This window comes from Acidobacteriota bacterium (assembly GCA_016196035.1).
Taxonomy (GTDB): domain Bacteria; phylum Acidobacteriota; class Blastocatellia; order RBC074; family RBC074; genus JACPYM01.
In genome coordinates this window covers 14,358-28,065 of record JACPYM010000038.1, presented here as the reverse complement: position 1 = coordinate 28,065, position 13,708 = coordinate 14,358, and the positions used below count along the sequence as shown (strand labels likewise).

Sequence of the window (13,708 nt, the reverse complement as noted above, 5' to 3'; positions counted from 1 at the left end):
TGCAGGGCGAGCAAGCGTTCCAGGCTTTCGCGGTAGGTTTCCGAGGCTTCCATCAATTTAGCCCGCGAGGCTGCCGCGGCTTCGGCCAATTCTTTGGGTGAAGGGCTAGGAGAGGCAGCGGGAGTAGGTGTAGGCTTTGGTTGAGCCGTTTTGGCGGGTTTCGTTCCCCGCGCCGGGCGATGTGTTTGCGCAACGCTCAACGACGCCAACAACGCCGCCAGTAACCCAATTCCGATAAGCTGTTTTATCCTCACGCTCTCCTGCCTTACGTCAATCAATGCCCAACCATCATCGCTGTAGACGAAGCTTAAGACGATTTGGTTTCGCCTGCAAGCCGCTGCTAAGATGTGGCGCATGATGAGCGAAGCATTGCCACCATTGCGTCCCGGGCTGGACATCTTCCCTTCCCCTGTCGCTGACCGGCCAGGGTTGGTCTTGCGCGATCCCTTCCAATACACCGAACAGGTGTTGATCATTCCGCCCTTGTTGGCGGCGGGGCTGGCGCTGTTCGACGGCGAACAGACGCGGCTCGATTTGCAGGCGTATCTGAGCAAGCTGGCGGGGCAACTGGTGCCGCGTGAGACGATTGAGGCCTTGCTCAGCGCGTTGCAAAGCAACGGTTTTTTACTGACGGAAGAGTTCGCCCAGATGCGCGCTGTAAGACATGCTGAATTTGCGGCGGCCACCGAACGCAGCCCGGCGCACGCGGGCACCGGATACCCGGATGAGCCAGCGGAGTTGCGCCAAACGTTTGAAGGGTATTTGCAAAAAGGCCTGGGAGCCACGGCGCAACCCATCATCGGCTTGGCCGCGCCGCACGTCAGCCCCTGGGGCGGCGCGGATTGTTACGCGGCAGCCTACGGGCGGTTGCAAAATGGCGCGGCGGCCTACGCCAAAGATAAAACCATTGTGTTGCTGGGCACCTCGCATTACGGACAGCCGGAACGCTTCGGGCTGACGCGCAAACCTTTCACCACGCCTTTCGGCACGCTGCAACCGGATGTGGAGAAGATTGACTGGCTGGCGGCGCAGGCCAAAGACAGCGTGATGATGGAAGATTACTGTCACGCCGTCGAACACTCGCTGGAATTCCAATGCGTCTTCCTGCAACAGATGCTCGGTGCCGACTTCAAGATTCTGCCGATCCTCTGCGGCCCCTTTGCCAAAGCCTTGCGCGAAGGCGAACCGCCGGAACGCGACGATCAGGTCTACCGCTTCTTTGACGCGCTGGGCGAATTGGCCGATCTGCATGCGTCAGAATTGTTTTGGGTGCTGGGCATTGATCTGGCGCACATGGGCAAACGCTACGGCGACGAATTGCTGGCCCGCGCTGAACAAGGGGCGATGCTGGAGGTCAAAGAACGCGATCAGGCCCGTTTGCAATACGCTTGCGCAGGCGAGTCCGAAGAGTTCTTTGAGTTGGTCAAACCCGACGAGGACGAATTGAAATGGTGCGGCTTCGCGCCGCTTTACACCTTTATGCAGGTGCAGCCGCAAGCGCGCGGCAAGGTCTTGCGCTACGACCAATGGAACATTGACGAAGAGTCAGTCGTCAGTTTTGCGGCGTTGGAGTTCAGCAATGGAGCGGCGGCGGGGCGTTGACTTGCCGCAATCAGAACCCAGCTTTCAAATCTTCATTCAACGTGTTCAAAAACGCTATTAGCGGCCCCAGGTCAGCCGCGCTGATTTTGATGCGCGCCAGTGCGGGATCGGCCTGGCGCACCTGGCCCGCACGCGCCAATTCACTTAGGCGCATAATTTCGCGCAGTGTCTCTTCGAGCGACGTGTATGCGCCGTTGTGAAAGTATGGTGAGCTATAAGCCAGATGGCGCAGCGTCGGCGTTTTGAACGTGCCGATCATCCGTTGCAAAAACTGCTCGTCGCTTTCTGTGGCTTGCCGGAGCGGCGACCGTTTCACCTCAACGAAATTCCAATGGCCCAAATCCGCCTCGCCGGGTTTACGTTTGCTGGGCGTTTCGCGGAAACGGGCGACTGGACGTTGCGCGTCAGTGACGTTTGGAATCGGCAGCGCGGCAAAGGCTCCCGCGCCGTGCAGTTGATCGTATTCGGCTTGGCTGACGCCCAGGTTGTGAAAGGAAAAGTCGGTGAAAAGCGGCGGCGTGTGGCAGGTCACGCAATTGCCCACCGAAGTTTCACCCGTGGTGCGCATGAACGTTTTCAGCCCTTGCCAGGCTTCCGCGCCGAACTCTTTGCTCAGCTTTAGGGTCTTGCCGCGTTCCAGGGTTTCCAACTGGCTGATGAACTGTCTGGCCTGTTGCGGCGCGTCTTGAGTTTCAGCGGGCCACGTCAACCTGTTCGCCCGTAAAAAGCGATCAAAGGGCGCGTTCATCTGGCTCTTGAACGTGCGCAGATAATCGGCCACCGCCCGCGATACCAGCGTCACGACTTCGGCTTCAGGCAAAGCTGTCAGCTCAACTTCGTAAACCTGTTTGAACTGCTGTGCATAACTCGGCGCGCTGTTGTCGTTCACCAACACGCGGCGCACCTGGGCAAAGGCCTGCGCCGCTTCGCCCGGCAACCAGCCCAGCGGACGCCCGCTCAAGGTGCCTTTCACCAGGTCTTCGAGCGAACCGAATTCGCCATCCAGGTGCAGGCGCGGCATCAACGCGACATCATACAAAGTCGGTGAATTGCGAATCTCGCTGCGGCGCGGGTCTTGCTGGCGATGCGGCACCCAGCTGAGATTGAAAAAATCGGTGTAGGCGCGCTGGCCTTGCGGGTCTTCGTCAAACAGATGGCAGGTGCGGCAACTGGTCGCAAAATCGCCGTTCGGCGCGGTGAAACTCTCATCGCGAAAGAGGCGTTCGCCTAACGACTGCGCCGGAGTCAAGCGCCGCTCAGCGACTTTGCTCGCGGTGGACAAAGATTGAGCCTGGGCGTTCACCCAATGACTGTGCCCAAAGATGAATAAAAAGACTGCCGCAAGGGCCAGTTTGAACCCCTGCAAAACCGTTGGCGTATCCACAATCCTTGCGCCTCCTGCCCGCTTTGTTGATGCGATGCGGCGGATTAGAGCATACGCAACGGGCATGCGCCATCCACGGCCAAGCTATCTGTAGCGGATTTCAAAGCCCCGATGTATAGTGCCGCGCAGCTTGCCCGCGCAGGCACCATTGGCAAAGGAGAAAGACGCCACTGCGAAGAGCCGCCCAACCACTTCTGAAACCCAGCCATCCGACAGGGCTTTTGCGCCGTGGACTCAATCTATGGGGCGCCACGGCCTTTGTCGTCACCAGCATGATTGGCACCGGGATTTTCACCGTACCGGCGCTGGTGCGCAACGCGACCAGCAGCGGAATGCAGATGCTGGGCGTGTGGCTGGTTGGCGCAGTTTTGGCCGTTTGCGGCGCACTTTGCTATGCCGAATTGGCGACGCGTATGCCCCGCGCCGGTGGCGAATACCAATATCTCTCGCGCGTGTATGGGCCGATGTGGGGGTTTGTCAGCGGCTGGATCACTTTCTTCGTCGGCTTTGCCGCGCCAACGGCGGCGTCATCCTTAGCGGCGGTTACTTACATGGCGGCAATCGCACCTGGCTGGCACGCGAACACACCCATTGTGCCGGGGCTGGGCATTACGCAGGGAGCCGTCGTCGCGGCGTTATTACCGTTGGCCTTTGCCTTTTGGCATTCGTTAGGAGTGCGGCCCAGCGGACGTTTGCAAAGTATCTTGATGCTCACCACGATTGGTTCCATCGCGTTGCTGGTTGCGGCGGGCTGGTTGACCGGACGTGGCGATTGGCAGGGCGTTGTGCAGCCAACGACCGCTGCCGGTTCGTGGTGGGTGGCGTTGATTCAGGTCAGTTTCGCTTATACGGGTTGGAATGGCGCGACCTATCTGGCGGGCGAAATCGAAGACCCGCGCCGCAATTTGCCGCGCGCGCTGATCGGCGGCACCCTGATTGTGGTGCTGCTTTATCTGGCGCTCAACCTTTTCTTTCTTTACGCCCTGCCCGTGAACGCCTGGCACTCCGACATTGCCGTCGGCAAAGACGCGGCGGAACGTTTGTTTGGCTTGGCGGGCGGGCGATTTGTCAGCGCCATCATCACGTTTACGATCATCGGATCGCTCAGCGCCTGGACAGCCGCCGGGCCGCGCGTTTACTTTGCGATGGCCTATGACGGGCTGGCGCCTGCGGCCTTCAAACGATTGGGTGCGCAGAGCCGCGCGCCGATTGTTGCCCTCTTCGCCCAGGCTGGCGTAGCCGCTTTGCTGGCATTAACGGGAGCGTTTGATGTGCTGTTGATTTATGTGGGTTCGGGCTTGCTGCTCTTTTCGGGTTTCACGGTGGCGGCCGTTTATGTCTTGCGCTGGCGCTACGGGGCCGAAGATGGCAGCCACTTTCGCGTGCCGGGTTACCCGTTTACTCCCGCCTTATTCCTGTTGTTGGTGCTCGTCTCTTGTGTGCAGGTTTTTCTGGAAAGCCCGATCCCAACGGGCGCGGCGTTTTTGACCCTGGTGGCCGGTTTTGTTTGCTACTTTATTGGCCGCGCGTTGGGCTGGTTCAAAGCCGATCTGGCCCTATTGCGCCACGCGGCGTCATCCAACGACTGACGCTTTGACCGCTTTGAAAGGAGCCACAATGAAACCCCATAAGCTGTTGTTCTTTGTTCTCGTCGTCACGTTCACCCTGCCCGCGCTGGCGCAACAACGCACAGCGGAGGAATACATCAAGGTGCTTGAAAACGAGCGCCGAATCGAAGGTCTGCAAGTCGCGCGCGTGGTGGATGCGTTGCTGATAAAACAGGGCCAGCGCGTCTGTGATTTAGGTTCCGGCTCCGGTTTGTTCACGCGCCCGTTCGCGCGCGCCGCCGGCCCGCAAGGCCTCGTTTACGCGGTGGACATTGATGAAGGGCTGCTCAAATACGTGGACAAGACCGCGCAGGAACAGCGCCTCACGAACATCAAAACCATCCGCGCGGACGAAAGCGACCCCAAGTTACCCGAACCGGTGGATTTGATCGCCATCATTGACACCTTGCATCACATCGCCAATCAGCCGACCTATCTGAAAAACCTGAAGCGTTATCTGCGCCCGAATGGTCGGATTGCAATCATTGATTTCAGCAAAACCTGGCCTGCCGGGCATGAGAAGATGGTTTACAAGTTGGAGGATTTGCACGGCTGGATGCAAGCAGCGGGTTTCAAGCTGATTTCACAGCATTATTTTTTGGACAACGACTTCTTTGTCATTTATCAATGAACCGATAAGCGCCTATGGAAATCAATTCCTGCGTCGTCGCCATCAAACAAACCGCCTTGGCTCAGGGTGGACGAGCGGCCCAATTCGCACAAAGTGGTGATGCCACCGCCAAACGTTTGCTCAAAGCGGATGCCACACATCAGCGCACAGTTGAAACCGTGCGCAAGTCGCTGCAAAAGCATGGCATCTCTGCGCTCGAAACACCTTTCAAAAAGCCAACTGCCCAGCTCAAACGGCACCTCGCCCAGGCTGATTTAGTCATCACCATCGGAGGTGACGGGACTGCGCTCGGCGCTTCGCATTTCGTCACGGGCGGCGCGTTGCTCGGCGTCAACTCCGCGCCGGGTGATAGCGTCGGCCATTTCTGTTCAGTGCACGGCGACAATTTCAACCGGCAATTCGAGGCGCTGTTGAAGGGCCAATGGCTGCCCACCGAACTGACGCGCCTCGCCGTCGCGCTGGACGATAAGCCGTTGCCCGAACTTGCGCTCAACGACATCTTGATCGCCCACGATTGCCCGGCGGCCACGACCCGCTACCTCATCAAGCTGGGCGAGCGCGAAGAAGAACAACGCAGTTCCGGCATCTGGATTTCGACTGCCGCCGGTTCGACCGCCGGGATTCATTCCGCCGGCGGGCGCAAAATGTCGCTGCGTTCCCACCGGCTGCAATATCTTGTGCGCGAGTTGTATCGCGAAATTCACGGCGGGCATCAGTACGAGTACGAACTTGAACGCGGCCTGATCGACCCCGGTGAGAGCCTCACCGTCGCCTCGAAAATGCCCGAAGGCTGGCTTTACATTGACGGCGCGCGCACAGCCTATCGCTTCCCTTTCGGCACGCGCGCGACCTTGCGCGCCGCTGATGCCCGGCTGCGGCTCTTTCTCTAACCGTGGCCTGGCAACCGAAAGAAAAGCTTCAGCCGCAGCCCGGGAATGTAGTAGACTGCGCCAGCAATTTTGATGAAGGTGCGGTTTCGGTGGCAGGTCTCGGTGCGAGGTGTTGATCCTTCATTCCCACCCTTTGCTTCCTTCCGCGCAGAGTTCCCAATGCAACATCCAAGCCCGCATCCCGCTTGCAATCCACTCCCCGTAGGAGGAAACGAATGACAACGCAACGCATATTCGCGGTCTTACTGTTTATCGGCCTGTTGACTGGCGCGGCCTTAACGCAAAGCCGTCCCGGCTATCCAAACGCGCAAAATCGCGGGCCGTATCGTCCGCCCAACAACGCGCCCAACAATCCGCGCAATCAACCCGCGCAGCCCGTGCAAGAGTCTTTGCCCGCCAAACGCTACATCAACCCGCCGACGAAAGCCGGTCAGGCACCCTTTAGCGATGCCGTTCAAGTGGACAACACACTTTATCTGTCAGGGCGACTCGGCATTGACCCGCGCACGGGCCAAGTGCCCAGCGATGTCAAACTCGAAGTGCGCATTCTGATGGAAGGCATGCGGCAAACCCTGGCTGAAGCGGGCATGACGATGGATGATCTGGTCTCGGTGCAGGTGTATTGCACCGATCTGGCGCTGTACGAACAATTCAATTCGATCTATCGCGGCTATTTCACCCGCGCCGTGCCGGCGCGTGCCGTCATGGGCGTCAACAAATTGCTGCGCGGCGCCCGTTTTGAAATTCAAGGCACGGCCGTACTAGCGCAATAGATTGCGGATTGTGGATTGCGGATTCATGAGCGCAGAGAGTTCAGGACTAAATCAATCTGCAATCTCCAATTTGAAATCTGAAATTACCCAACGAACTTATACCCCATCCCATGAATTGTCAGGATGTATTGCGGGTGCCGTGGATTGGGTTCCAACTTCTGGCGCAACCAGGCGACGTGCACATCAACGGTGCGCGTCGTCGGCATGGCGTCATAGCCCCAGACGCCGTTGAGCAATTCGTCGCGGGAAAGCGTGGCTTCGCGGTGTTCGATGAAGTAGCGCAGCAATTGAAATTCTTTGGCTGAAAGCTCCAGCTTCGCGCCCGCCCGCTCGATCTCAGCCCGGCGGAAATCCACTTTGATGTCGCCAAATTGATACTGATCGGCTGGTAAGGCGGCACTGGCCGGCACGCGCCGCAAGAGGGCTTCGACACGCGCCAGCAGTTCGATCATCTCAAACGGTTTGGTCAAATAGTCATCGGCCCCCAGCTTTAACCCAATCACCTTGTCTACGACTTGACCGCGCGCCGTCAGCATCAGAATCGGCGTGTTGATGCCGCGCTGACGTAAGTCGCGGCAAACATCAAAACCGTTTTTGCGTGGCAGCATTACATCCAAGAGAATCCCGGCAAAGGCTTCATTCGAGGCGCGTTCCAGCCCTGTCTCGCCATCGCGCGCGCTGGTCACGTCGTAACCTTCGCTGGTCAGCCGGTCAGTGAGTGTCAGGACGAGGCCCGGTTCATCCTCAATGAGTAGAAGGCGCTTGTTCATATTCGTTGGCCCGGATCGGAGTCGAGGAAGTAGCTTCGCGCAAGACCGGCAGATGCAGGGTGAAGGTGCTGCCCACGCCAACCTTGCTTTCGACAGTAATGCGTCCGCCGTGCGCTTCGACAATGTGTTTGACCAGACTCAAGCCGAGACCGTTGCCGTGAATCTGAGCCGCCGTGACTTCTTTGCCACGATAAAACGGGTCGAAGATGTGCGGCAATTCTTCGGCTGGAATGCCCCGCCCGCGATCCGCCACGGCCAGTTGCAATTCCTCGCTGGTGAGGTGTCTGATCACGCGCGCGCTCAAGCCCAGCCAACGTTGCTCGCCGCCGTATTTCAGGGCATTGCTGATGAGGTTCTGCAAAGCCCGGCTCAAGGCGGCGCTATCGGCGCTGATTAAAGGCAGTTCAGCGGGCAACTGCTCTTCAATCACAAAATCGCTTTCCTGAAGCGACAGATGCAAAGCGGCCAGCGCGTCTTCGATCACGCGCTCAGGCGCCACGGGACGCAGATCGTAACTTTGCTTGCCCGCTTGCGCGCCCGCAAATTCGAGCACCTGTTCGACCATGCTAGTCAGCCGCCGCCCTTCGTCGCGAATCAGCGTCCCGTAGCGTTTGACCTGATCGCGGTTATCAACCAGCCCGGGCACGCCGTCGGCCAGATTTTCGGCGGCGGCACAGATGACCGTGAGCGGAGTGCGTAATTCGTGCGAAACGCCCGCGACGAATTCAATCTGCTTTTCAGCCAGATGCTGCGCGCGGCGGCTGGAAAGCACGATCAAGCCGACGCTCACACCCAATAGCAACAAGACGCCGAAACTGATCGCCAGATTGCGGCGGCGCACTGTGGCGACAGCGGCTTCGAGCGAACCGGCGCGGTGCCGGATAACCAGTTGCCACGGCCCGTCCGCATTGCGTTTGAGTGCGGAGGAAAGACGGTCACCCAATTCAGCGCTGGGCGGAGTATGCGCGAGATTGACTTCGCTGGTGATGACCTTGACCGCCTTATCTGGCGCTTGATTGCCGCTGGCAGCGCTGGCGGCTGATTTGAAAAAGAGTTGATCGCGCGGGCTGAAGCGCACTTTGAAAAAATTCTCGGCGACATCGCCGCCATTCGCCAATGACTCTGGCGCAGCGCCCTCTGAGGCATAGACCAGCTTCGCCGCAGCGTTGTCAACTGTGCGAATCTGATAGAGATAGTCGTGCACGCCATTGCTCGCCAAATGCTTGGCCGCCAACGCCGGGAAAATTTCGTTCTTGATGCACGCCAGATCGAATTGCACGAGGCGATATTTGCGCGGCAACGGTAAGACTTGGGTCGTCCGCTCCAACGGAATCACCAGCCCGGGCAGACTTTCATCAACCGGCCCGAAGGCCCGCAACTGCACCACCGTCGTTTGGCTTTTCGTGCTGCGAATGATCATCTCCCGGTGACTGCCCGACGCCTGATTGATTTCCTGATTCAAGACCTGGGCGTGCGGATTGCCCGTCAGATGTTCGCGCAACAAACTGCCCGCCGATTGCGGGTCGGCAAATTGGCGCAGGAACTGTTGCATCTGCTCTTCAGCCGCGCCCTGTTCAAGCAAACGTTTGCGCAAGGCAGCCAATTCAGCGGGCCAGTCGCACGGTTCAAACTGTTCCGTACTGGTGTTAAAGCGGGTCAGCGCCATATCCGCAGCGTTGGTGACCGCGACCTGATAGATCGCCTGCACCAAGTGAGGATGTGGGGCAGCACTGAGCCAGCGTTGATATTGCGCGGCCAGCCGCGCGTTTGGAGCAGACAGCAGGGATGTTAAAGCCGCCGGATCGGGCGGCAACAGGGCCGCGTCTTGCAACGATTCATAGGCGAAGGTCACTTCCTGATCGAAGTCCTGGCCGAATTGCAAAGCACTGGCTTTGAGATTGCGCAGCCGCCGTTCCTGTTCGGCCTGGCTCACTTCACCCAGCCAGCGATATTGGAGATAGGCCAACATGGGCAGCAGCAGCAGCAGGCCCACCGACAGCCACAAAATCAAGGGAGGTTGCCTCTTCCAATGTTTCATCACGTTCCCCTCAAGCGGTCAAGACTTTCGGCAAAGCTCATTTCAGCCAATAAACACAGCCATCTTAGCACAGCCCCCGCACCGCCAATTCAATCACCCTCAAATTTAACATCCTTTACAAGAGTTTTGCCTCCACTTAATTACCTGGCGCGGGCTTTGCGCCAAGATAGGCACGCTGCCGTCGCCGCCATCGGCGCGGGCCCGGCAAGCACACGGCACTGAAAACGAAACCGCATCGTTTAACGGAGGAGCATCATCATGCGCTTATTTGTTCTATCACTGATTTTGGCGGTCAGCACGACCAGCCTCTTGCTTGATCGTACCCCGCGCGCGGCTCACGCCCAGGGAGACGCTGTTGCCAAAGCGCAAAGCATACTGGCCCAGGCCCGCGCGGCGCTGGGTAACGAAGCCAAATGGAAAGCGCTGCAAAGCCTGAGCATCAGCGGCAATGTGCGTCGCTCCATGGGCGAGCGCCAGATGGAAGGCGAGTTGCAACTCGAAATGCTCTTGCCCGACAAAATCATGCGGACAGAAGTTATCTCACCGATGGCAGGCATCGAAATCACGCGCACCGAAGTGCTCAACGGGACGGATGTTTGGGTGGATCAAAATTCAGGCCATGGCGGTGGCGGCAACGTCGTCATTCGGCGGGCGGGCGATGATTCGCCGCAGGGCCGCGAACTGGCCAACAAAGCCACGCGCATCGAATTGCTGCGGCAGTCGCTCGCCTTGCTGCTAAGCGCGCCTGCTTCCGCCGGCACGGAATTCAGCTTTGCCGGTGAAGCCGAAGCCGCCGATGGCAAAGCCAATGTGATCGAGGTCAAAGTGGACGGCGCCCAGTTAGGCCGTTTGTTTGTAGACCAAAAATCCAATCGCCTGTTGATGCTTACCTATCAGGGCCGCAAGCCCCGAATGGTGATGAGCCAGCGCTCTGGCCCGCCCAGCGAAGCGGAAATGCAAAAACACACGCAAGAACTCGAAGCCCAAGCCAACAATCCAACGCTGGATGAATTCCAGATGCGCTTCAGCGATTACCGCGACGAGGGCGGCATCAGCTTCCCGCACCACATCGTCAAAAGCGTCGCCGACGAAGTTACCGAAGAAATTCAGTTGTCAAAATTCAAAATCAATCCCACGCTCAAAGCTGACAAATTTGTGCAAAAGAAGTAAGCCTGCACGGACAATGGCCGGGATAGTACCGCGCGCGTCAGCAAGCGGAGCCTGCACGCCGGTGCCAATCCGCTTGACTTGACGCGCCGCTCGCTGACGCGCGCGGTACTGTCCCGGCGTGCTGTTTGCAACCTAATCTAGCCGTGACGATTTGAATCGTCACGACGGGGCTGGCAACCAAAATCCAAGTAAATGCGAAGAGGGGAAATGAATCCTAAACAACTTAAAGCTTATGCCCTGGCTGCACTGCTGGCGTTCAGCCTCTGGCAATTGCCGCTGCCCGCTGGCGCGCAAGCCAAACCCGAAAGCGCCCCGTTGGATGACAAGACGCGCGCCGCCGTGATCGAAGACGCGTTGCAAGCGCTCAATTCCAACTATGTCTTCCCCGACAAAGCCAAAGAGATGGAACAAGCCATCCGCGCCCGTGCCGCTCGCAAGGAATATGACAACCTCGCCGATGCCGAAGCGTTCGCACGCGCGCTCACGCAACACCTACAGGAAGTCAGCCACGACAAACATCTGCGTGTGCTCAACGCCAACGGGGGCGGCGCGAATTTCGCCACGCGGCTCGACCCGGCCTTGAACCGCTTGCTGAGCGCGAAACGCAATTATGGGTTTGAAAAGATCGAACGTCTCGGCGGCAATGTCGGCTATCTCGACCTGCGCGGCTTTGAAGACCCCGGCGCGGCGCGCGACACTGTGACGGCGGCGATGACGTTTTTAGCCAATACGGACGCGCTGATTTTCGACCTGCGGCAAAACGGTGGCGGTTCGCCGCACATGGTCGCACTGCTGTCGAGTTATCTGTTCGACAAGCCCGTACACCTCAACAGCATTTATGACCGGCCCAGCAATTCGACCCAGGAGTTCTGGACGCAAGCCGAGGTGCCCGGCAAACGGTACGGTGACAAACCGGTTTTCATCCTGACCAGCAAACGCACCTTTTCGGCAGCAGAGGAATTCACCTACAACCTGAAAAATCTGAAACGCGCTGTCATCATCGGCGAAACGACCGGCGGCGGCGCGCATCCGGTCTCGCCGCAACGGCTGGGGACACAGTTCATCCTCACCGTGCCAATGGCGCGCTCGATCAATCCGATCACCAAAACGAATTGGGAAGGCACCGGCGTCACGCCCGACATCGCCGTCAGCGCTGAACAAGCGTTAAAAGTCGCGCATCTCGCCGCCTTGAAAGCGCTGCAACCCAAAACCACCGAACCACTGTTGGCCGCGCAATTGCAGACGCTGATTGAAGCAACCAGCGGCGAGCTTGCCGCCACCGCGCGCCAAGCGGTTGAGGGCCTTGCCAAAGCCGCGCCCGCGCCAACCGCAGCCGCCCCCACGCCACCAACGCCTAGCGCTCCCGTGACGGTTCCGCAAACAGACGCGAAGTTGCCGGACACGCCCGCCGGGCACAGCTTTGGCAAATTTCTAAACACCATCAACAGCGGTTCGCTCGATGAGATGAAACGCTTCCACCGCGAGTCGGGCGGCGATGAAGGGAATGCGCAACAGGATTTCGGCCTCTATCAACAAACCGGCGGCCTGCAATTGCACAGTCTCGCAAGTAGTACGGAGTTCGAACTGACGGCTCTGGTGCAAACCAAAAAAGATCAGCGCTGGCTCAATTTTTCAATTGGCGTCGAACACCAGGCCCCGCACGCCATCGCCGATATTCGCGTGCAACCGACTACAGCCCCCGGCAGCGCCACACCGGCAAACGCCGTACCCACTGGCGGTGCACGGAAACAACCTGGCGAAGCACCAGCCAGTCCCAAAAAGTTAAGTGAAGCGGAGGCGCTCAAAGAAACCGAGCGCCACTTGCAACAACTCAGCGCCGCTGATGAATTTTCAGGCGTTGTCCTGATCGCCAAAAACGGCCAGCCGCTTTGGCAGCGAGCTTACGGGTTTGCGAACAAAGCCTTCAACACGCCCAACCGGCTCGACACCAAATTCAATTTGGGTTCGATCAACAAATTCATCACCCACACGGCCATCCTGCAACTGGTCGAAGCGGGCAAACTCAACCTTGACGATACTCTCGGCAAATACTTGCCCGATTACCCTAATCAGCAGGCGGCGGCCAAAGTCACGATTAGCCACTTGCTCAACATGCAATCCGGCATCGGCGACTTTTTCGGCGCGAAGTTTGAAGCGACGCCGAAAGACCGCATCCGCACGATCAACGATTACCTGAAGCTGTTTGCCGAGGCGCCGCTGGCGTTTGAGCCCGGCACGAGCCAGCGTTATTCCAACGGCGGCTACGTCGTGCTCGGCGCAATCATCGAGAAAGTGACCGGCCAGAGCTACTACGACTACGTCCGCGAACGCATCTACAAACCCGCCGGGATGACCAACACCGATGCTTATGAAGTTGACGCCAGCGTGCCGAACGTAGCGACCGGTTACACCCGCCACTCAGGCCGGGACGGCAATGCGCGCGTAGACAATGTCTATACCAAACCCGCGCGCGGCAGTTCCGCTGGCGGCGGCTATTCGACCGCCGAAGACTTACTCAAATTCGCGCAGGCACTGGAACACGGCAAGCTGCTCGACGCCACGCACAGCCGACAAATGTTCGGTCGCCTCGGCATTGCGGGCGGCGCACCCGGCATCAACGCGATCTTGGAAGGTGGCCCTCCGGGCGGTTACAGCGTCATCGTGCTTTCCAACTACGACCCGCCCAGCGCGGAAGACGTCGCCGCCAAAATTCGCGGCTGGTTGGGGATGCGTGACTGAGTAACGCGACCAGTAAGACCTTCGTAATTGGCGCATTCAACTAACATCACACACGCCGCCAGCAAGCGTTCAGAGTTCCGCCTTTAGGCGGTCAGCGGCGCGCC

The 13,708-nt window shown here is 58.8% G+C and carries 10 protein-coding genes; 7 read left to right on the top strand and 3 right to left on the bottom strand.

From position 1 onward, the window contains the following. Nucleotides 1-354 precede the first annotated feature (354 nt). Nucleotides 355-1,602 carry an AmmeMemoRadiSam system protein B gene (amrB, locus tag HY011_13465; protein MBI3423938.1) on the top strand — a complete coding sequence of 416 codons (1,248 nt, stop codon included), beginning with the start codon at nucleotides 355-357 and terminating at the stop codon, nucleotides 1,600-1,602. Nucleotides 1,603-1,612: 10 nt separating this feature from the next. On the opposite strand, the gene HY011_13460 is transcribed toward amrB, so the two are convergent. Then, a complete protein-coding gene (locus HY011_13460; GenBank protein ID MBI3423937.1) occupies nucleotides 1,613-2,986 on the bottom strand; it encodes a hypothetical protein in 1,374 nt (457 codons plus the stop codon). A 221-nt stretch (nucleotides 2,987-3,207) separates the two neighbouring features. Here HY011_13460 and HY011_13455 point away from each other — a divergent pair, with 221 nt between their 5' ends. The 4 genes from HY011_13455 (at nucleotide 3,208) to HY011_13440 (ending at nucleotide 6,887) form a co-directional block, all read left to right on the top strand. Further along, complete coding sequence (locus HY011_13455; protein ID MBI3423936.1) at nucleotides 3,208-4,575, top strand: amino acid permease; 1,368 nt, start codon at nucleotides 3,208-3,210, stop codon at nucleotides 4,573-4,575. 28 nt (nucleotides 4,576-4,603) lie between these two features. Beyond that, complete coding sequence (locus tag HY011_13450; protein MBI3423935.1) at nucleotides 4,604-5,224, top strand: class I SAM-dependent methyltransferase; 621 nt, start codon at nucleotides 4,604-4,606, stop codon at nucleotides 5,222-5,224. A gap of 14 nt (nucleotides 5,225-5,238) precedes the next feature. Next, nucleotides 5,239-6,114 carry an NAD(+)/NADH kinase gene (locus tag HY011_13445; protein ID MBI3423934.1) on the top strand — a complete coding sequence of 292 codons (876 nt, stop codon included), beginning with the start codon at nucleotides 5,239-5,241 and terminating at the stop codon, nucleotides 6,112-6,114. A 215-nt stretch (nucleotides 6,115-6,329) separates the two neighbouring features. Next, nucleotides 6,330-6,887 (top strand): RidA family protein, encoded by a 558-nt coding sequence (locus tag HY011_13440; protein ID MBI3423933.1) that lies wholly within the window; start codon nucleotides 6,330-6,332, stop codon nucleotides 6,885-6,887. A gap of 83 nt (nucleotides 6,888-6,970) precedes the next feature. Here HY011_13440 and HY011_13435 read toward each other — a convergent pair whose 3' ends face one another. Continuing rightward, entirely contained in the window at nucleotides 6,971-7,657 is a 687-nt protein-coding gene (locus HY011_13435; GenBank protein ID MBI3423932.1) for a response regulator transcription factor, read from the bottom strand. After that, nucleotides 7,632-9,695, bottom strand: coding sequence for a HAMP domain-containing histidine kinase (locus tag HY011_13430; protein MBI3423931.1), 2,064 nt, complete (start codon nucleotides 9,693-9,695; stop codon nucleotides 7,632-7,634). The genes HY011_13435 and HY011_13430 overlap by 26 nt, the downstream gene beginning before the upstream one ends. Nucleotides 9,696-9,953: 258 nt before the next feature. On the opposite strand from HY011_13430, the gene HY011_13425 reads away from it, so the two are divergent. After that, nucleotides 9,954-10,865 carry a hypothetical protein gene (locus HY011_13425; GenBank protein ID MBI3423930.1) on the top strand — a complete coding sequence of 304 codons (912 nt, stop codon included), beginning with the start codon at nucleotides 9,954-9,956 and terminating at the stop codon, nucleotides 10,863-10,865. A 207-nt stretch (nucleotides 10,866-11,072) separates the two neighbouring features. After that, complete coding sequence (locus tag HY011_13420; protein ID MBI3423929.1) at nucleotides 11,073-13,604, top strand: serine hydrolase; 2,532 nt, start codon at nucleotides 11,073-11,075, stop codon at nucleotides 13,602-13,604. Nucleotides 13,605-13,708: the final 104 nt, after the last annotated feature.